This is a genomic window from Flavobacterium lipolyticum, from assembly GCF_020905335.1.
In the GTDB taxonomy this organism is placed as follows: Bacteria; Bacteroidota; Bacteroidia; order Flavobacteriales; family Flavobacteriaceae; genus Flavobacterium; species Flavobacterium lipolyticum.
In genome coordinates, this window is record NZ_JAJJMN010000002.1 from 112,557 (window position 1) to 135,411 (window position 22,855).

Annotated in this window: 7 protein-coding genes; all 7 read left to right on the top strand. The window is 33.3% G+C overall.

The window, feature by feature from the left end:
- Positions 1–1,012: 1,012 nt before the first annotated feature.
- Entirely contained in the window at positions 1,013–1,819 is an 807-nt protein-coding gene (locus tag LNQ34_RS17385) for a hypothetical protein (protein ID WP_230000629.1), read from the top strand.
- A gap of 17 nt (positions 1,820–1,836) precedes the next feature.
- Entirely contained in the window at positions 1,837–2,211 is a 375-nt protein-coding gene (locus tag LNQ34_RS17390; protein WP_230000630.1) for a YegP family protein, read from the top strand.
- A gap of 609 nt (positions 2,212–2,820) precedes the next feature.
- The gene (locus tag LNQ34_RS17395) at positions 2,821–5,916 is read left to right on the top strand and encodes a SusC/RagA family TonB-linked outer membrane protein (RefSeq protein WP_230000631.1); all 3,096 of its coding nucleotides are present in this window, start codon (positions 2,821–2,823) and stop codon (positions 5,914–5,916) included.
- Between the two features lie 5 nt (positions 5,917–5,921).
- Positions 5,922–7,487, top strand: a complete 1,566-nt coding sequence (locus LNQ34_RS17400) for a RagB/SusD family nutrient uptake outer membrane protein (protein ID WP_230000632.1) — start codon at positions 5,922–5,924, stop codon at positions 7,485–7,487.
- 854 nt (positions 7,488–8,341) lie between these two features.
- Entirely contained in the window at positions 8,342–15,241 is a 6,900-nt protein-coding gene (locus LNQ34_RS17405; RefSeq protein WP_230000633.1) for a S8 family serine peptidase, read from the top strand.
- 561 nt (positions 15,242–15,802) lie between these two features.
- On the top strand, positions 15,803–17,281 hold the full coding sequence (locus LNQ34_RS17410; protein ID WP_230000634.1) for a helix-turn-helix transcriptional regulator: 1,479 nt from the start codon (positions 15,803–15,805) through the stop codon (positions 17,279–17,281).
- A 950-nt stretch (positions 17,282–18,231) separates the two neighbouring features.
- On the top strand, positions 18,232–22,785 hold the full coding sequence (locus LNQ34_RS17415) for a hypothetical protein (protein ID WP_230000635.1): 4,554 nt from the start codon (positions 18,232–18,234) through the stop codon (positions 22,783–22,785).
- Positions 22,786–22,855 lie beyond the last annotated feature (70 nt).

A 22,855-nucleotide genomic window follows, 5' to 3' on the forward strand; every position in this document is an offset into this window, starting at 1 on the left:
TATTTTAAATTACAGCTATAAGCTTAGGCAATTTAATATTGTTTTGGGAAAGTACAAGACTGTTTCTAAAACAAGTATGAAGATTTAGGAATTGCAATTGACAAAAACTTAAATTGAAGATAGATTTTAAGGAGATGTGTTTCTATTAAGGAGTATTCGGAAGATTTCTAAGAGGTAGTGTCTAAGAAAACAGTAAGTCTTCATTTCTCTTTCTCTCTGATTTAGTTATAGATGAGTATATAGCTTTACTTGTTGAAAAAAGATGCAAGGCAACTCCTGCTGTGTTTTTGTTAGAGTATGTATAATGAAATTAATTAATAATACTTGTTAATTATTTTTTATTCTACTGATAGAGTGATGATTTAAGTTGCTGATTTAGGTTTTTATATCTATAAAATCAATACTTTAAATGTGGTTTATTGTTTCTCGTAATTATCGATTTTTTTGTCCATATAAAGACTTTAATAGTTAGTAATGCTTCTTTAAACTTTCAAATTTGAGTTAATTTCATTTACTCTAAAAACACAGATTTATAGCTCATTGCCTTATTTTTTAGCAAGTTATTTTTCATTTTAAAACTTCGCGTATTATTGAGTAGTATATTTTTTGGTCAGAATATGATTAGTGCATTTAATTTGCATCATGGAAACTGATTATTTTAATGTAGGTCTTTTTTATTTTTTTTAATTCAAAAATTGAGTAGGTTTTTATGAATCTCTTGAATCTAATTGTGAAGCCATTTTGTGATTACTATTTTGAATTAATTGATAAAGTGAACGTTTGTGAATAAAAGAACTTCATGTAAGACTTATTAAGCTTAATTAATGTGATATAAAATGTTTACTTATCTATTGTTTCCTAATATACTTTTTAAGTATGTCTATTATTTTTTTTAGAATTTACCTAAGATCAATTTCACGTAAAATAAAAGTATGTTATGGACATATAATGTAAAAGTAGTTCAGATACTGAAGATGTGATCTATAATTATCATAATACAAAAACTTAAATAATGAAAAAAGTAATAATATTATTTGCTCTTAAAGGTATTTTAATACCAAGTATTTTTGCACAAGTTGCAAAATCTGGAATAAATACAGAAATACCGAATAGTACATTGACAGTTGGTGGTTCACTTGGAGCTGCTTATCGTGAGATTCATACTAGCACAACATTAACGGACCAGGACTATTATGTTACTTACAATGGGATGTTGGCTAATGCTATAATTACTTTACCGGGAATAAGTACTGTTACAAATCAAAAATTTACTGGCAGAGGATATAAAATTAAAAATTTATCAGGCCAAAGTATTACAGTACAAACTGTTCCTGGTAACACTATAAGATTTCGAAATAATCTATCCGTAAATTCTTTGATTATCGCTGATGGTGTTTATGCAGAGCTTGTGTGTACACAAGATGATACTAATTGGGATTTGTTATTTATTTCGGAAGGAGAAAATAAGTCCACAATCACCAAGGTAAATCTTAAATTACCAAGATATTATGGTCCAGGTGAATACGGTGTTTTCAATACAGGGAACGATTGGGTTCTTAAAAGTGTAGTTGGTGCAGGGAATTATGATTGGCAAACAAGATACGCCAAGATGACATATGAGTATCAAGGGCTTCCAGTTGATATTACTGGTATGGCAGCGATAGCTATTGTAGATAGTCCAATAAGTATATTGACAACATGTATTTTACGATTAAGTGGAGGTAAAGTTATTGTGGAGATTAATTGTAGACAGGCTAGTGCGGGAGACTGGACGAATGTGGGATATCCTGTTGATTTATTCTTCATAAAGGCAAGTTAATTATAAATTGAAATAAAATGTTAAAAACAGGAAAGTTTGTAATTACGAAAAAGTCAGACGCGGTGTTTCAATTTGATTACCGAGATAGTAATGATACAATAATACTTTACAGTGGAAATTACACAAGAAAAATGATGTGCTTAAATGGGATAGAATCTGTCAAGCGGAATTCAAAAGACAGCTTTAAATTTTTTAAAAAAACCTCTCAAAGTGGTACTTTTTACTTTAATCTTAAGTCTTTCAACGGTAAAATTATTGCGGTTAGTGAGTTTTTTGAAAATAGAAGTTTACGTGATAACGCAATTGATCTAATAAAAATAGAGGCTGTAAATGCTTCCATCGAAGATCAGTCGAAATTAAGAAAATATAGTTATGCAGTTGACAACGAGTAAAAATTACTCTCAATAAATTATTTAGTATCAATGATTATGGATTGAAGAAATTGTATCTATCATTTTGTAAAAGCTGCTTTTTAAGTAGCTTTTTGTGGTTTGGAATGTACATAACCATATAAATTACTTTTCAATAAAGTCCAAAAAAGGGTAAAGATTACCATCAATGGTATTGCGAAAATATAAGAACAAATGAAGAAAGAATATTTGGAATATCATTTTAGGATGTTGGTATTGTAGAAAATAGCACTTTATTTCTTTACAATAGCTTAATCATTTTTTTGACCACATGGTTTCTAATATACGATGTTGTTTGTTTAAGACATGTATGAAGTAAATTCGATAACTCGGAACAAACGTTTTTTAGATTAAGAGGGGAAAAATGAGCAGTAATTATTTAAATAATACCTGTTAATGTATTGTTAAAAAAATAATGGTTTGTTTCAAGGTATATGTTTATTTGAAGCTTAAAAGCTATAAAAAGGTTTTTTTATTTGTTTTTTGAAAGAAATAGGTTGTAAATTAATAGTTAATAAAATTTCATATCGTTTCAGGTACTTATCATTTATGAGTTCATTTGTTTTTAACTAATTTTTAAAATTTTAGAAAATGAAATTAAAATTTAAATGGATTTTTACTGTATTGATTGCATTGTCTGTACAGCTCTCTTTTTCACAAGAGAAAACTATTTCCGGAGTTGTTTCTGGTGATTTAGGAATTATTCCGGGAGTTAATATTATTGTTAAAGGCACAAAAAATAGTGCTCAGACTGATTTTGACGGTAAATATGTTGTAAAAGCAAAAACAGGTGACGTTTTATTATTTTCGTTTGTAGGAATGAAAGATAAGTCAGTAACAGTTGGTAGTTCTAGAACAATAAATATTAGTCTAGAGTCTGCAGCTGAAATGATGAATGAAGTAATAGTAGTAGGTTACGGAGTTCAAAAAAGAAAAGAAGTTACAGGATCAATTTCTAAAATTGCTGGTAATGAGGTTGCAAATCTTGTAGTTCCGAGTTTTGAAGGAGCTTTGGCAGGTAGGGCTGCAGGAGTGCAAGTTGTAACGAACACTGGTATTATTGGAGCTGTCCCGGTAATTAGGATTAGAGGAGTGGCATCGATTTCTAGTGGGAGTAGTCCTTTAATAGTCTTAGATGGTATGCCAATTGTTTCGGGTGATATTGGCAGCACTCTTGTAACAAACGGATTAGGTGATATAAATCCTGCAGATATTGAGTCATTTGAAATACTAAAAGATGGTGCCGCGACAGCTATCTATGGATCTAGGGCTGCAAATGGAGTTATATTGATAACTACAAAATCGGGAAAGAAAGGAACGTTAAAAGTGAATTTAACTAGCACTATGGGGGTTGCTAGTGCCGCTAGTAGATACGATTTGCTGGAAACACCTGATTTTATAAAAATCTCTAATGAAAAAACGTCAAATGCTGGTTTAACACCATGGGCAGTTGGGGATGAATACAATACTGATTGGCAAGGTGCAATTTTTAGAAATGCAGCACAAATGAATCATTCATTATCATTTAGTGGAGGTTCAGATAAAACGAAATACTTTCTTTCATTAGGATTAACAGAGCAAGAAGGCATTAATATTGCTAATGAGATGAAGCGATATTCCATAAGAGCCAATATTGATCAGGATATTAATAGATGGTTGAGTATTGGAACTAATTTAAGCGTGACAAGAACAGAGTACGATGGATTGAATGTGGCAGCAGGGAACCTCTCGGGTAATGTTTTTAATGTTATTAGACAACTACCGAACACACCTATTTATGATTCAGCTAACCCAACGGGATATAATTTATCTCCTGATAATGTTAATGTTGGACAATGGAAAAATTCAAATCCAGTGGGCGATAATGTTACCAATATTGTTTATGTCTTAGATCATAATAAGTATCGTTCAAAAGTTAAGCGCACGTTGGCAAATCTTTACGCGAATGCTAAAATTACTTCTGATTTAAGTTTCAGGCTGCAAGTGAGTGCAGACGATGCAAGTGAAAGTGGTTTTAGATATTTCAACCCGGTTCATGGCGATGGACGTTCTCTTAATGGTTCTTTGAATAATACAAGTTTAGAATATTTTACATGGAACTGGCAAAATGTTTTGAACTACAAAAAAACATTTGCGGAAAATCATAACATTGGAATTACAGGAGTAGCTGAATACCAAAAACAAACCTATAACTACTATAGAGCTTTTGGAAGTGATTTAATAAGTGATTTCTATGATAAAGGAATAATTTCCGATTCATACGTTACCAGAGACTCGGGAGGTTCTATGTTTGAGAATGGAATTATGTCATACTTAGCTCGTGGTACTTATAATTACAAGGAAAAGTATTTTATTCAGGGATCTATTAGAAGAGACGGTATTTCTAAATTAGGAAAAGATACAAGATGGAATAATTTTCCGGGTATTTCCGGAGGTTGGACAATTTCAAAAGAAAACTTTATGGCACCGATTAGTAATACAATTTCGGAGCTAAAAATCAGAGCTTCATATTCTGAGGTAGGAAATACGGATATAGGTAACTATCCTTATAGAGGTCTAACAGTAAGCTCTCCTTACGGAACTTTAAATGGTATCGGATATTATCAATTTGGTAATGATCAGTTACAATGGGAAGCAAGTAAAAAAAATGATATTGGGGTAGATCTGGGGTTATTTAATAACCGTATCAATCTAACCTTTGACTATTACGAAAATAATATAGACAAATTAATTTTAGAAGTTCCAGTTGCTAGGTCTTTAGGGATTCCTGGAGGTGAGATCAATCAAAATATTGGTAAGTTAATTAATAAGGGATATGAGTTTTCTGTAAGTTTTAAAGCATTTAATACTAAGAATTTCAGTTGGGATTTATCATCTAATTTAACTCTTGCTGAAAACATAGTACAAAGTGTTTTTAATGGACAAGACATTATAGGAGGCACAAGTACAAATACTAATATTGCTCCTAACATAATAATAAGAGAAGGAGAATCAATAAATTCATTATTTGGTTTTGAGTATTGGGGAGTGAATAAAGCAAATGGTAATCCTGTTTATTATAAAGCGGATGGTAGTCTGGTACAAGGAAAATTACCAGGCCTTACTTATGCAACGTTTGATGAAAACAACCCCGCAGATGTTTCGAAATCAGCTGCATTGACAAATAGTGATAGAAGAATACTAGGAAATACACTGCCTACCTATTTTGGTTCATTTAGTTCAGCGATGAGGTATAAAAATTTAGATTTTGGTTTTATGTTCAGATTTAGTGGCGGAAATAAAGTTTTTAACAGTACAAGAAGAGAGCTTTTAAATCAGAACTTTAATAATAATAGTACCGAAATTTTAGGCAGATGGCAAAGTGTTGAGAATCCGGGTGACGGATGGACACCAAGGTTGTATGCAGGTTCAAATACTTCAACAAATTTTTCAGGAAGTGCAACATCGCGATTTGTCGAAAATGCTGACTTTATTTCATTAGACAATTTGACTATTGGTTATACGTTGCCTAAATTATTTTTAGACAAAATTAAAGTGGAGAATTTTAGAGTTTTTGCGCAAGCTCAGAATGTGTGGCTCATTAGTAAATATAAAGGAATTAACCCAGAAATGGAAACATCCGGAGTAGACATTAATGGTACTCCTCGAACTAAGGTAATATCAGTAGGGATAAACGTAAGCTTATAAAAAAAATGAAAAAATTAATAAAAATAATACTGGTTTCTGTTGTTGTACTCGGGATGAATGCTTGTACAGAAGAAAAGATTTTAGATTTAAATCCAATAAATAATATATCCGAAGAGGATGCTTTTTCGACAGCTGCGTTAGTTGGAAGTTATATGAATGGTGTGTACAATGCAGCGGCAATAGGTCAATACAATAACACTCTACCGAATGATGGTAGAGGATTTATCTGGGGAGCGGCGTTTGTACAACAGGGAGACACCAGAGGGGAAGATGTAGTAAGTACAGCGTCGTTTTATCAAAATACCTATACCGCTGCTTATGACCCCAATACTGCCAATAATGTATATTATTGGGTAGATGGATACCGATTAATCAACAGATGTAATCTAATGATTGAAGGCGTTAATACAGCAGTAGCTAAGGGAGTTATTACTGCAGCAGTTGGAGATGATTATATAGGACAGGCTAAATTTCTAAGAGCAATAACTCATTTTGAGTTATTAAATTATTTTGCCAGGCCATACAATTTTACTACCGGAGCTTCTCACCCCGGAGTTCTTTACAGAGAAGTAGGTGTTAATACTCAGGCAGAAGTTATATCTGAGACGGCTAAACTGCGAAATACCGTTGCAGAATGTTATGCGAAAATTTTAGCAGATTTAACTGATGCTGAAAGGTTAATAACAACAAAAACAATAGCTAAAGCATCAAAAAATGCCGCCATTGCATTTAAAACCAGAGTATATCTTCATAAAAGAGACTGGGCAAATGTAATTGCTGAAGGAGCAAAATTAACAACGTATTCTTTAACTCCTAGGCCTGGTGATCCATTTGTATTAGGAAATAACTTAATTAATGTAGAGTCGATTTTTTCTATCCAGCATTCTACAGTTAATAATCCAAGTATCAATGGTGCTTTAGCAAGTATGCATAAAGACAGAGGATTAATAGCTATTAGTCCAATTATTTGGAGAAATCCTATGTGGCTTTCTGATGATAAAAGAAGAGAAGAAACTTATGACGGAAACGGAGAGGCAACAGGGATGGTATTAACAAAAGGAGGAACAAAGATCACTAATAAATATACAGATGTAAAAAATAGAACTGATGCGGCTCCAGTAATTAGATATGCAGAAGTTTTGTTAAGTATGGCAGAAGCACAAGCTCGCTTGACATCACCAAATTTATCAGAGTCACTTAGATTATTAAATCTGGTGAGAGACAGGTCTTTGGCAAATCCTGTAGCGCAAACTTATACAACTGCATCTTTTGCCACAGCTTCTGATTTAGTTAAGGCTATTTTGTTAGAAAGAAGAATTGAATTTTTGTCAGAAGGACGTAGATGGTCTGATATTCATAGACTTCAAAAGGACGATATTGCTCCGATTGATGGTATTCCTGGAAAATTGGCTAATGGATCTGTAAATGCGGCTTTATATACTTTAGGAAGTCCATATTCAGGACCTTATGGAGTAGCTGCTATACCAGGTGAAGATCGTAGATTTTTATGGCCAATACCGCAGGTTGAAAGAAATGCCAATCCGGATTTAGAACAAAATCCTCTTTGGTAAGATAAACGATAATTGTTTTTATTTTATTCTGGAAAAGCCGGTTACTCTTTTGTAGCCGGTTTTTTTGTCTATTTATATTTTGCATAATGCTTAATTAGCCCCTGGATAACATAGGATGTCTAATCTATCTTATACACAAACAATAAGTTTCTATTGTCTGGCAGAAATTTTTAATGCAATATCCTCTAATGATGATGGAATGAACGATACATTTAAAATTAAAGGACCAAGGTATCAGTTGTTTTATAGAGATGCTCGGGAGGAAAGTATATATGTGCTTTTTATCTACTAAATCTACTGCCTCTTTGGATAAATTATTTAAGGAAATTTTGGTAACATACATTTTTTATGATGTTATCATTTTTAATTAAAAAGATATTTTTTCATTGCTTAGGTCAACATGCCGTGAAGAATCTTTTTTTTCTCCAAATTTTAAAATTTCACCAGCGACAATCTAGGGGAATTCATTTATTCCGATCACCAAATAGGAGAGGTATTATAAACGATGAATAAATTGAAAACGCTTGTTTTTGTGTTGATTTACAGTGTTTTATTGTTTTGAGTATAGATGCGTATTGTTTTTTTTTAGAGGCACGATTTAAATTTCTAATATTAGATTTTATTATTAAAATGTTAAATGAATGGCCACAAATATGGGGTGCGTTTTTTTAATTGGAGCTAATATAAATATTTAGGTTGCCCCCTAAACAAAACAAAAAAGTTAAGATTTAAGAGTCATATCTCTTTCAGCTTCGATTATAGATATTGATGAAATACCGAAGCAATACCCAAAAAAAATAGCAAAAACGCTTTTAAAATTATTTCAACTATTTATTAACCAAAATACATTATTTATGAAAAAAAAATTACTGAGTTCAATTATGATTTTTTTGACCATTGCAGTATGGTCGCAAAAAAAATCCAAGGATGATTTTTCTATTTCTATAAATGGAAATAAAATAGAAACAACAGCTAATGTTAAAACGCAGATCAAAGAATTAAAAAAAGGGACAAGTAAGAAAAACCCAAGGACAGATTATTTTTTGTTGCAGTTTAATGAAATTCCGTCCTTAATCGAGCAGCAAAATCTAATAAAGCAAGGGGTAACGTTACTCAGTTATGTATCGAACAATTGCTATTATGCAGCAGTTAAATCTGAGTTTTATGACAAGAGTAATATTTCTAAGAATATTAGAACATTAACTTTAGTCGAAGCAAAATTTAAATTGGATTCCAATATTCTTCAAAATAGCATCCCTGATTATGCTATAGATGGTAATGGTATTAAAGTAGTTGTAAGTTATTTTAAGGGAGTCGATCCTAAGATTATTTCACAAGATTTGGGAAATTTATTTGTAAAAAACAGTAAGATAGATGATTTTTTTAATACGATTTATTTACAAGCTCCTAAGGATAAATTAGAAGAGATTGCTGAATTAAATTGGGTACAGCACATAGAATTAGTTCCTGCACCTGTTCAAAGTAATAATATTCCAGGTAGTACTTCACATAAGGCAAATATTTTAGGTTCAGGTATTCCGGGATTAGGATACGGATTAACTGGAAAAGGGGTGAAAATTGGGGTTTGGGATAATAACCTTGAACCACACAAAGATCATACCGGCAGAGTAACGATCAAAGAATATGAAGACTATGGAGATCATGGATTGCATGTTTCAGGGACTATTGCTGGGGCCGGTTTATTAGATCCAAGAGCAAGAGGAATGGCTCCAGAAGTACAAATGTACGGTTGGAATTTTAACACCCAGTCTAATGGTCTAACTGTTCAGGCAGAAAGAGTAATGTCTGTAAGAGATGATGATATAGAGATGACATCAAATTCGTATGGGGTACATAATATTAAAGGATTTAATACCCTGAGATATGAATCTAGTGATCGTGGTGATGATGATGCAACGGTTAGGTATCCCTATCTTTTACACATTTATGCCAATGGAAATTCCCAAACTACAAACCCTGGAGGATTTAATACTTGTACTCATAATTCAAAAAATGCATTGCATGTAGCAAATACTAAGACTGATAATTCTATTAACAGCGGTAGTAGTTTTGGACCTACTATAGATGGGCGTTTGGTTCCCCAAATTGCGGGGGTGGGTACCGATGTATATTCACTGAGTTACGTGAATAGTTACACTTCTAAGACGGGTACCTCTATGTCCACACCTGGAGTTACAGGCACATTGGCATTACTTTATGAAAGATACAAAAATAGTTATGGTAAAAGACCCTTGGCTTCTTTAATGAAAGCACTAGTTACCAATACAGCTAATGATGCGGGGAATTTAGGTCCAGATTATAAATATGGGTTCGGAAATATTAATGGCTTGCGAGCTATTAAAGTCTTAGATAAAGGAATGTTCTATACCGGTAGCGTAGCCAATGGCGCAACCTATGAAAAGGATATTGTAGTTCCTGCCGGTCTGGTTTCGTTAAAAGTGATGCTTGCGTATTCAGATATCTCAGCTACACCTGGTGCGGTTTCTGTTCAGGTTAACGACCTGGATATTAAAATTGTAAGAGACGGGAAAACTACTTTGCCTTGGGTTTTAAACCCCACAACTCCCGATGTAAATGCAATAAGGGGGGTTGATAATATGAATAATATTGAACAAGTAACTTTAGATAATCCTGTTGCAGGAACTTATAAAATTATTGTAACAGGAACAATGGTTCCTCTTAATAGTCAGGAATTTTCGGTAGTGTATGATTATGTAGCTCCAGAGCTAATTCTCACGTATCCGGTAGGAGGCGAAAAATTTAATACCGAATCTACAGAATACATCCGTTGGGATTATGAGGGAGAGGTAAAGACATTTACTCTTGAATATTCTATAGATGGAGGAGTGAATTACATCATAATAGCAAAAGACATTCCATCGACTGCAAGAAATTTTGAATGGAAAGTTCCGGCTGCAATAGTTGCAAATGCTAAGATAAGAATAAGTGCAGGTACGAAAACAGATACTTCAAAAGAGAATTTTATTATTATAACTGAACCTAGGAATTTTGTTATTGCTCCGGTAACCTGTGGAGCGACTTCGTATAAAATGGATTGGGATGCAATTGCGGGAGCAAAATATGAAGTCCTGAAAATGAATGGGTATGCCTTTGATGTAGTTGCAACAGTTACCAATCCTACTTATACATTTGCAGATGTTACAGTAGGGGATGATAACTGGTTTTCAGTTCGTACCGTAGATGTTGCAACAGGAATTGTTTCAGAAAGAGTGCCAGCGGTGAATGTAGAACCTATTTCTCAACCTGTTTTAAGTGCAATAAATTTACCATTCCTTGAGGATTTTAATACAAGAAAGGCAACAAATTTTGTTCTTTCGAAAGGAAAAGCGGGAAATATGAATTATTACAATCTAAAAATAAGGGACGTATTTTCAGACGTTGTAAAAATGGAGGGATCACACAACGCATCTCTATCTGCATGGGTTTCAAGTACAACTGCAAATGCATTTTCAAATAATCCCGACTACATAAAAAAGATAACTTTTTGTGATATTGATGCTACAAATCTTGTAGGCAAAAAGCTTCGTATGAAGTTTAACTTACAATGGAATAGTATTGATAAATCCAATAAAAATTTTTTTAGAGTATTGGTAAATGGAGTGGCAATAAGCAGCCACGAAAATATTGCTGTTTATGGTGGAACAGTTTTAGGGGGGGATGCTGATCTGGTATATGATTTATCAGCTTATGCTGGAACAAGCTTTAGCATTGCTTTAGAGTCAGTGATTGATAATAATTTTGTAGAGATTAATAATAACTATTTTTTTAATTCTCTTTTTATTGATAATGTCACTATTTTTGAGGCTACAGCTACAGATTTGGCATTAAATTCAATTACAGCTACTACGGGACTTACAGCCGCAGAAACCGTAACATTAAAGATTTATAATTACTCACCAGTTCCAGTAAGTAACATTCCGGTTTCGTATAAAATAAATGGTGCGACACCAGTAGTAGAAACTATTCCAGGACCTATAAACCCACTTACTGAAGTATCTTATAGTTTTTCACAAAAAGCAGATTTTTCTATACCGGAAAAGTATACGGTATTGGCTAGTACAGATTATCCAACCGATGCTATTGCCAATAATAATTCAATTACTACAATAGTTTATAATACGGGATCAGATGTGTTAATTGGATCAGGATCCACAATAACTACATGTTCCGCAGTATTTACTGATAGCGGGAATCGTTTTTTAAATTATAAAAACAACCTTGATGAGACAATGACTTTTAAGCCGGGGACAGTAGGTACTCGTATTAAAATTGACTTTAGTACTTTTGATGTAGAAGAAGGTTACGATTTTTTATTTGTTTTTGATGGGCCAACAGATTCATCTGCTTTGTTAGGAATATTTACAGGAACTACTTTACCACAATCATTAATATCTACAGCTGCTGGAGGAGAACTGACGTTCAGGTTTATTTCAAATACAGGGGTAAGTAGGGCAGGTTGGATTGCAGCGATCTCTTGTGTTACTAAAATCGTAAATGATGCAAATGTAGTCTCTATAGTTACACCTGAAGTTATTGGTAAAAAATCAAGTCTGCATGATATAACAATTAAAGTTAGTAATCTAGGACCTGTTGCGTTAACGAATCATCCTGTGTTTTATCAGATCAATGGAGCAACAAAGGTTACTGATGTTGTACCTAGTATTGCGCCCTACACGACTGCAAGTTTTACTTTTGTAACCAAAGCTGATTTATCGAGTGTTAATGCTACTTATACAATTAGAAGTGGTGTTGATATAGGAGATGATAATAACGCCAATGATATAATCGAAAAAATTGTATTTAATAATAATGATTTGCCAGTTCATACCAATACAAATGGATATGCTATTTCTAAGTTAAAATGGAATGAGGTAATAAATACTTCTGAAGCCACAGCATATTCAGACTTTAAGAACATAAAAATTCCAATTTATGCAGGAACTACCTATCAGCCGGAAGTTACACTTATCAAGCCAGAAGCACCTCTTGATAAATATAAAACAAGTTCAGTTGGCGTATTTACAATGATAGTTATTGATTTAAACGGTGATGGTAATTTGACAGATGAGTTTTATGATGGAAAATTTTGGATAAATACCCTTAAAAGTTCAGAATTACCTATAATTCCTTCAAGCACAAGTACACATTATTTTAGAGATAATACAACTTTAGCAGAGGGTATAACTATTCCTAGGGGGACTACAGCAGGGGAGAAGTTAATGCGTGTTGTTCATATGTTGCGTAAAGATCAGGAATATTACAATGTAAATCTTGGTCCAACAAAGGATGAATTAACAAGTTCCAGCTCAGATTTTGAGGTAGAAGAATACACCATTAATGTATTGCCATTCACAGCTGCTGACGCCAGTATAGATAAAATAACAGTACCAGTTAAACCGGGTAATGCTCCGGTATCGGTTAGAGCTGTAATTCGTAATTATTCAACAGTAGCAATTTCAAACTTCCCGGTGGCTTACAGAGTTAATGGTGGAGTTGAAGTCATCCAAAATCAGGTAGCTGCAATTCCGACAGGAGGAACAGCAGACATTGTCTTTACAACAAAGGCTGATTTAGGGGCTCCCGGTGACTATACTATTGATGTATACACCAAATTAGCTGGGGATACTGATGTTACAAATGATTCTAAGTCTATAGCGCTTTCACATGTGGCAAATTACGCTACTAACGTTGTAGGGACTTTTGATGGTGTAGATGATTTTATTAAAATAGATAGTACACCAACTCTTAATCTGACTAACAATTATACATTCGAGGCCTGGATTAATAAGAAGGAAGGATTTCGCTATTATAGAAGTTTTTTTGAGAAAGGCTCGGTAATAGTTTATATTAATAATGACTCTACCTCTGGTGTTGAAGACAACAGTTTAATACTCTATATTGTTACATCAGCAGGTAATTATATTTTAAATACGGGATTAAATTCGATTAAACAAAATACTTGGCAACATATTGCTTATTCGGTAAGTGCTGCAAATGTGTATACAATTTATATCGATGGGATTTCAGTTCCATTTACAACTTTAACTAGTGTTGGGGCTAGAGCTGCAAGGTCAAATGCTAACTTTCCTGCTTACATAGGTAATGATGCAAGCTTAATTCGTGGTTTTAAAGGTAATGTAGATGAAGTACGTATTTGGTCAGGAGTTCGTGATCAGGCTACAATTCTAGCGAATACTATGACAAAGTACACAGGTAATGAATCGGGACTTCTGGCATATTATTCCTTTTCCGAAGGAGACAAGCAATTTGTTTTCGATAGTACTTCAAGTGATAACACAGCAGTAGTTACAAATGCAGATACAAATGGTCAAGGTGAAGGTAAATTCTGGAATGTTCCGGTTTTATTACAAAAATTAGATTTTGTTAACCAACATTTGTCCTCTTATGATGCTGCAACCAAAACATATACAATAAAATTAAACGATGGAACAGATATAACAAAGGTAGTTGCTAATTATTCATTAGGAATGCAGAGTATTGCAAAAATAAATGGAACGATACAAGTAAGTGGTGTTACTACAAATGATTACACAAACCCAGTTACTTTAACTGTAGAAGGAGTTGGTTTTAACTCAGGAATCTCAGAAACCTATACTATTAAAGTATTTGTAGATTTTAATGAAGCTAAGTTGCTTTCATATGATTTTAAAACGGCATCTAATCCAGGATTAGCGCAAGAAATTAATACCGCAATTGTAGGAAGTAATGCAACGAAAACATTGGCCTATGGTACTGATGTGTCTAATTTAATTGCAGATTTTACCGTTTCACCAGGAGCAGAGTTATATATAGACGGTGTAAAACAACAAAATTCCAAAGTAGTAGTTTCAGATTATACAAATAGCTTTTTAGTCTCAGTAATTTCGAGAGACAAGTTTTTGCAAACTAACTACGCAGTTATTTTAGACGCTAAAAATTCAGAAACAGATATTGTTGCGTATTCAGTAGCCGGCCAAGTAGGGGCAACTGTAATAGACCCAGTTTCAAAAACGGTAAAAGTGATGGTTAATAATAATGCCAATTTAAGCGCACTAGTTCCGGTATTCCGAACTTCAGATTTTGCAACATTGCGCATTGGAACCTATTTTCAAAATAGTGGAGTTACTTCATTAAATTATGCCTTACCGGTACAGTATAATGTGACGGCTCAAAACGGGACAATAACGAATTGGACAGTCTCGGTTGAGAAAGCTAAACCAGTAATTTCTCTTTTAGGAGATACTGTAATTTCTTTGAATAGTGGATGTTCGTATGTAGAGGCAGGTTTTACAGCCAAAGATAATCTGGATGCAGATATTGCTTCGGCAGTAGTAGTTACAGGAATTGTCGACGTAAACACAGCTGGACAATATATCCTGACTTATACTGTAAAAGATGCCTTGCAGAATGAATCTTCAGTTACCCGTACAATAAATGTATCCTCTACGATTTGTAAAACTCTTGGAATTGCAACCAACAAAATTGATGGACTTGTTATATATCCAAATCCGGTAAAGGAGGGGAAACTATATATACAAACAGCATCTGGTAGCATAAAGAATATTAGTATAGCAGATATGTCCGGGAAAAAAGTTTTCGTTAGACAAACAGAAAATAAAGAATTAGATGTTTCAGGTTTGCCAGGTGGGGTATACGTAATTAAAATTGAACAAGACGGAAATACCTCCGTACAAAAAATAATTATAAAGTGATTTTTTTATTGAAAAAAACATAAAGATTAATTACGAATCTAGTTGTAAATTATTTGAAGCCAGTGAATTATTTCACTGGCTTTTTTTATTAATCGTAAGAAAGATGAAAGATAAGCTTCAATTAAAATTTTTTCTATCGTATTATTGCGTACATTTCTACTATCATTTTATAATCAATAAATTTATACGTCCTAAGAAACAGATTATTTTTGTAAATAATTAAGTTACTTAGAGTACGCATAGACTTTTCTTCTTATCAAAGAGATATTTACTAGAGAAATTACTGTTTTAAATCAATTTTGCGTAAAAAAACAACAATTGCGTATACATGAGTAGTGTCTTTTTGTTTCTTAATTAGAGGAATAAATACATTTGCCTTCGAAAAAAAAATAATAAGTTTTAATTGCATATTAATAATGTCTTTTTATTTGTTACTTGTGTATAGTAGTTACAGATAAAAGCAGAAAATTTTAGTATTAGTACTATGATAGATCTCAGGAGGTAATGTTTCAGATCTATAAAAATATAAGCAAACTTGTTACTGTTTAATTATCTAAAAATATGATGAATTCAAAATTTGTTGCATGTCTACTTTTAAATCTTTTTTTAACTCCTTTGTTTTCGCAAAGTAAGGAAGTGGTTGATTCATTATTGAGGGAAAATAGAAAAATAGTTAGTTTAAAAGAAGTTTTGGTAAATACTGATAAGGCTTTTAGAATTGCGAAATCCATTAATTATGAAGAAGGAGTACTTCGTGCAGAGCTAGAAAAGATTATTGTATTCTTTTACCAAGACAATATTAATAAGGGCGCGGAAAGAATAAAAAAGATTGAACCTGAAATTCTGAAGTCGAATAATATTTTTCTAATTACTAGATTAAGGACTATTAAAGGAACTATGTATTTACGGCTACATATGAAGAGTCTGGCAAAGACAGAATTTAATAATGCATTATTCTATTCAGATAGAATTCTTGATGATGATCAACGTCACTATGTAAAACAGTTAGCTTATTATGGATTGGCATTCGTAGCTAACGAGAGCGGTATAAAGAATAGTGAATATTTAGTTTTTAGATATCTTAAAAAATCGTACCAAGAGGCATCTCTTATAAAGGATGTATCTCTTTTGGATGGTTTAGTTGTAATTTGTGACGTATTAGGGGCGTATTATTCAGATAGAAAAGATTTTACTTCTGCAAAATTTTATTTAAAAAAGTCATTAATCATTTCGAAAAAGGCAGAGTGTGTTAGGTGTCAAGTATATTCTTTCAGTAGAATAGGCAGAATGTACTATAATATGGAAGACTATGTCAATGCAATGAAGAATTATGAAAAGTCTCTTGAAATTAGTAAATTAAGTGGGAATTTAGTTGCAATGGAAGATATTTATAGAGAATTGGCCATAGTATATGATAAATTGGATAATGATGAAAAGTTAAAAGAAAGTTTGCGAAACTTAACGCTTGTTAGAGATAGTATAAGGAATAACGATGACTTAGCTATTGGAAGTACTGTCAAAAACATTACGGGTGATTTAGATTTAAAACATAAGAAAAATGTAAGTTATCTAAAAATATATATAATTATTGGAAGTATTTTATGTTTTATACTTTTTTATGTCATTTTAATGTATTTAAAAAAGTATAAAGCGGAAAAAAATAACAATGATAAGTTGGAAAAAGACTTAATCGCGAAAACCCATTTTATTCAATCGTTAAATTCGAATAAGTCTATTGCTGAAAAAGAAGAAGAGTTGAAAACTGTCATTCGCATGGCGATAAAAAATGATGTATTGTTTTTTCAAACATTTAATGAATTATTTCCTGATTTTAAAGATAAATTACTGCAATTAGATCCTTTCTTTAAAATTGTTGATTTAAAATTTTGCAGTTATTTGAAACTAAATTTTGACACTAAAGAGATCGCGAGATACACGGGCAATTCGGTTAGATCTGTTGAATCTAAAAAATATCGTTTAAGGAAAAAAATGGGAATATCTTCTCAAGAAGATATTAACGCATGGTTTTTTAATTTATAAAGATACCGGTTGTACAGTAATAGGTATTTGCAATCACCTAATTTAGGTTCCAGCTGTTTTGAATTGTTTCGCTTGTTCAGGAGAAGTTATAGGATAAGTGAATAATAAATCTCCTTTTTTCATAATACTGTGAGAAAATTAAAATTTAATAAAAAATGGGGCCTTAAGGCCCCATTTTTTATTAACATAGTTAGTAAAACAATTATGCATCATAACTTTTTATTTGATGTGCTCACCGCTTTGATTGTGATTAATTCACTTAATAAACAAATTCAGTTTTATAAGCAAATTCTACATTAGATTAACGCAGCACTTAAGCCGAGCGGCATATATTTCATAATCATCTTGTTCAACACTCTCCATTGGACTTGTTATCTGTTTTCTTTAAAGTGACATTTTGTTGATATAAACCTTTAGGTGTTTGTTTGAATGCCTCTATCTCCAAGCAAAGAAGGTTGGTCGTTTTGAGAAGATAAAACCAAATAAATTTTCTTTGTCTAGTTTCGTCCTAATTATGTTTTTTCGCATAGTTAATCTGCAGGACGATAGAGTTTTCTAGTTATGAATTGTATGAAAATTGGTTTTTATCTGTAGATATTATTATGTCTAATTCCATAAAGAAACTTGTTATGAATATTTTATAGGTGTCTTAGATGAATAGACTTTCTTAGATTAATGTTTTTTCATGACATTCTCTTGTTTAATGTCTTGGTAATTAAAGCGTTGTGATTTTGTTTGAGTGTTGCGTATTATTGCGTAGTCATACTTTTGGCTAGAATATAGTTGTTGTATTTACTTTGCTCCAAAATAAACTGGTGCTACAATGAACCTATTAAAGCTTAGTTTTTTTGGATTGGAAAATAAATTAAAACTTAAAACTAATCTCTTCATGTAAAGTTGTAAAACTTTGGTTTGTAACCTGTACAGATTAATTAAAATCTTTGAAAATTATGAATAAAAAAGTACTCCCGCTGTTTGTGTTTGTTTTAGGAGGATATATTGGGAATGCGCAAGTTGGGATTGGTACAGCTACACCAAACAATTCTTCGCAACTTGAAATTGTTTCTACTGATAAAGGGATATTGATACCTCAAGTGTCTTTAAAAAGTTCTAAAGATACTTCTACAATAATCAGTGGAAATGTCAATAGTCTTTTGGTTTTTAATACTGCGACTATTTCAGATATTACTCCAGGTTATTATTATTGGTTTGATAATAAATGGTTAAGACTTAGTTCCGAATTTCAACGTTCTTTAATTTGGGATCCTGCTAATAATGCATTCAGTTATATTGATAATGATGGTAAGTCACAAATTGTAAATCTTGCTCAGTTGATCAAGACTAATGAAACGGTAACAACTTTAGTAAGAGTTTCAGATGGTAAATACACTTACACCAATGAAAAAGGAGCCCTTGTAACCATTGACATCGCTAACGACATATCGGGAACCGCTACAACAATCTTTAAGAACCCTGAGGTGATTAAAGAACTGGAGACCGTTGTAAAAGACAAAGAAACGGTAACGACTTTAGTCAATAAAGGAGCCGGAGAGTACACCTATAAAAATGAAAAGGGAACCGATGTGAATATCAGTGTTCTTGGTGATATAAAAACCAACATCAAAGATCTGTTATTGAATGCTGATGTTAAGGCGGCCATTAGTGCTGTTGCTTCAAAAACCGAAGGTACGGTAGGTTATGATCCTGTTAAGAATATTTTGGTTTATGCAGATGCTGCAGGAGTTAGTCAAACTGTTGATCTAAGTGGTATTGTAAAAACCAATGAAACGGTAACAACTTTAGTAAGAGTTTCAGATGGTAAGTATACATACACCAATGAAAAGGGAACCCTTGTAAGCATTGACATCGCTAATGACATATCGGGAACCGCTACAACAATCTTTAAGAACCCTGAAGTCATCAAAGAACTGGAGACTGTTGTAAAAGACAAAGAAACGGTAACGACTTTAGTAAGAGTTTCAGATGGTAAATACACGTACACCAATGAAAAGGGAGCCCTTGTAACCATTGACATCGCTAATGACATATCGGGAACCGCTACAACAATCTTTAAGAACCCTGAAGTCATCAAAGAACTGGAGACCGTTGTAAAAGACAAAGAAACGGTAACGACTTTAGTAAGAGTTTCAGATGGTAAATACACATATACCAATGAAAAAGGAGCCCTTGTAACCATTGACATCGCTAACGACATATCGGGAACCGCTACAACAATCTTTAAGAACCCTGAGATCATCAAAGAACTGGAGACCGTTGTAAAAGACAAAGAAACGGTAACGACTTTAGTAAGAGTTTCAGATGGTAAATACACGTACACCAATGAAAAGGGAGCCCTTGTAACCATTGACATCGCTAATGACATATCGGGAACCGCTACAACAATCTTTAAGAACCCTGAGGTCATCAAAGAACTGGAGACCGTTGTAAAAGACAAAGAAACGGTAACGACTTTAGTGAATAAAGGAGCCGGAGAGTACACCTATAAAAATGAAAAGGGAACCGATGTAAACATTAGTGTTCTTGGTGATATAAAAACCAACATCAAAGATCTGTTATTGAATGCTGATGTTAAGGAGGCCATTAGTACTGTAGCTTCAAAAACCGAAGGTACGGTAGGTTATGATCCTGTTAAGAACATTTTGGTTTATGCAGATGCTGCAGGAGTTAGCCAAACTGTTGATCTAAGTGGTACTGTAAAAACCAATGAAACGGTAACAACTTTAGTAAAAGTTTCAGATGGTAAATACACGTACACCAATGAAAAGGGAGCTCTTGTAACCATTGACATCGCAAACGACATATCGGGAACTGCTACAACAATCTTTAAGAACCCTGAGGTCATCAAAGAACTGGAGACCGTTGTAAAAGACAAAGAAACGGTAACGACTTTAGTCAATAAAGGAGCCGGAGAGTACACCTATAAAAATGAAAAGGGAACCGATGTAAACATTAGTGTTCTTGGTGATATAAAAACCAACATCAAAGACCTGTTATTGAATGCTGATGTTAAGGCGGCTATTAGTGCTGTTGCTTCAAAAACCGAAGGTACGGTAGGTTATGATCCTGTTAAGAACATTTTGGTTTATGCAGATGCTGCAGGAGTTAGTCAAACTGTTGATCTAAGTGGTATTGTAAAAACCAATGAAACGGTAACAACTTTAGTAAAAGTTTCAGATGGTAAATACACGTACACCAATGAAAAGGGAGCTCTTGTAACCATTGACATCGCAAACGACATATCAGGAACTGCTACAACAATCTTTAAGAACCCTGAGGTCATCAAAGAACTGGAGACCGTTGTAAAAGACAAAGAAACGGTAACGACTTTAGTCAATAAAGGAGCCGGAGAGTACACCTATAAAAATGAAAAGGGAACCGATGTAAACATTAGTGTTCTTGGTGATATAAAAACCAACATCAAAGACCTGTTATTGAATGCTGATGTTAAGGCGGCTATTAGTGCTGTTGCTTCAAAAACCGAAGGTACGGTAGGTTATGATCCTGTTAAGAACATTTTGGTTTATGCAGATGCTGCAGGAGTTAGTCAAACTGTTGATCTAAGTGGTATTGTAAAAACCAATGAAACGGTAACAACTTTAGTAAAAGTTTCAGATGGTAAATACACGTACACCAATGAAAAGGGAGCTCTTGTAACCATTGACATCGCAAACGACATATCAGGAACTGCTACAACAATCTTTAAGAACCCTGAGGTCATCAAAGAACTGGAGACCGTTGTAAAAGACAAAGAAACGGTAACGACTTTAGTCAATAAAGGAGCCGGAGAGTACACCTATAAAAATGAAAAGGGAACCGATGTGAACATTAGTGTTCTTGGTGATATAAAAACCAACATCAAAGATCTGTTATTGAATGCTGATGTTAAGGCGGCCATTAGTGCTGTTGCTTCAAAAACCGAAGGTACGGTAGGTTATGATCCTGTTAAGAACATTTTGGTTTATGCAGATGCTGCAGGAGTTAGTCAAACTGTTGATCTAAGTGGTATTGTAAAAACCAATGAAACGGTAACAACTTTAGTAAAAGTTTCAGATGGTAAATACACGTACACCAATGAAAAGGGAGCTCTTGTAACCATTGACATCGCAAACGACATATCGGGAACTGCTACAACAATCTTTAAGAACCTTGAGGTCATCAAAGAACTGGAGACTATTGTAAAAGACAAAGAAACCGTAACAACTTTAGTAAGAGTTTCAGATGGTAAGTATACATACACCAATGAAAAAGGAGCCCTTGTAACCATTGACATCGCTAATGACATATCGGGAATCGCTACAACAATCTTTAAGAACCCTGAGGTCATCAAAGAACTGGAGACCGTTGTAAAAGACAAAGAAACGGTAACGACTTTAGTCAATAAAGGAGCAGGAGAGTACACCTATAAAAATGAAAAGGGAACCGATGTGAACATTAGTGTTCTTGGCGATATAAAAACCAACATCAAAGATCTGTTATTGAATGCTGATGTTAAGGAGGCCATTAGTGCTGTAGCTTCAAAAACCGAAGGTACGGTAGGTTATGATCCTGTTAAGAATATTTTGGTTTATGCAGATGCTGCAGGAGTTAACCAAACTGTTGATCTAAGTGGTATTGTAAAAACCAATGAAACCGTAACAAGTTTAACTAAAAATTTGAATGGAACAATTACTTATAAAAATGAAAAAGGAATAGAAGTTACGAGTGATTTAGCGATTGAAAGTAATGTGTTTAGTTCAAATGGAACCAATTTAACTTCCACAATTAATGGAAAACCTGCGGTTATAGATTTGCAGCCCATAATTAAGTTAGGTTCTACAAATGCGTTGGTAAATTCTGGGAATATCATGACTTCTACGGTTAACGGTATAAGTCAGAGTGCCAATGTTGTTCAGAATGTTAGCTTAGAATTACTGGATAATAACCTTACAATAGGAGCAAATGAGGTTAAGCGAACTATAGACGTTACTCAATTAAAAGTTGAACCTTGGAATTTATTAGGTGGAACATCGAAGGCTACATCAAATTCAGATCAGATTTATACATTAGGGAGTTGGGTTGGAATTGGTGTAGATGCGAAAACCAGTTTTGGAGATGAAGCATTACGAGTAAATGGAAAGATAAGAACAAATACTTCTGTTTATGCTGATTATGTTTTTGAGGATTATTTTCAGGGATTTTCAAACTTGAAGGCTGATTATGAATTTAAATCGCTTAAGGACGTTGAAGAATTCATTATTAAAAATAGACACTTGCCTGGTGTTACACCAATAAGTAAGCTGGAAAAAGTTGAAAATGGATATGCTATTGATCCAACTGAATTAGGTGTTCAGAATCTAGAAAAAATTGAAGAGCTTTATTTGTATACTATCGAGCAGCAAAAACAAATAGATTTAAGAGAAAAGGAAATAGATGGTTTAAAAATGGATGTCGAAGAAATGAAAATGAAGTTGCTGAGATTAGAAAAGATAGTTTTTGAAAAGTAAAAGGCTTGGAATTAAATTAAAAATTCTTAATAGAAAAAAAGGGAGAGGACTATAATATTTAGTTTTTGTT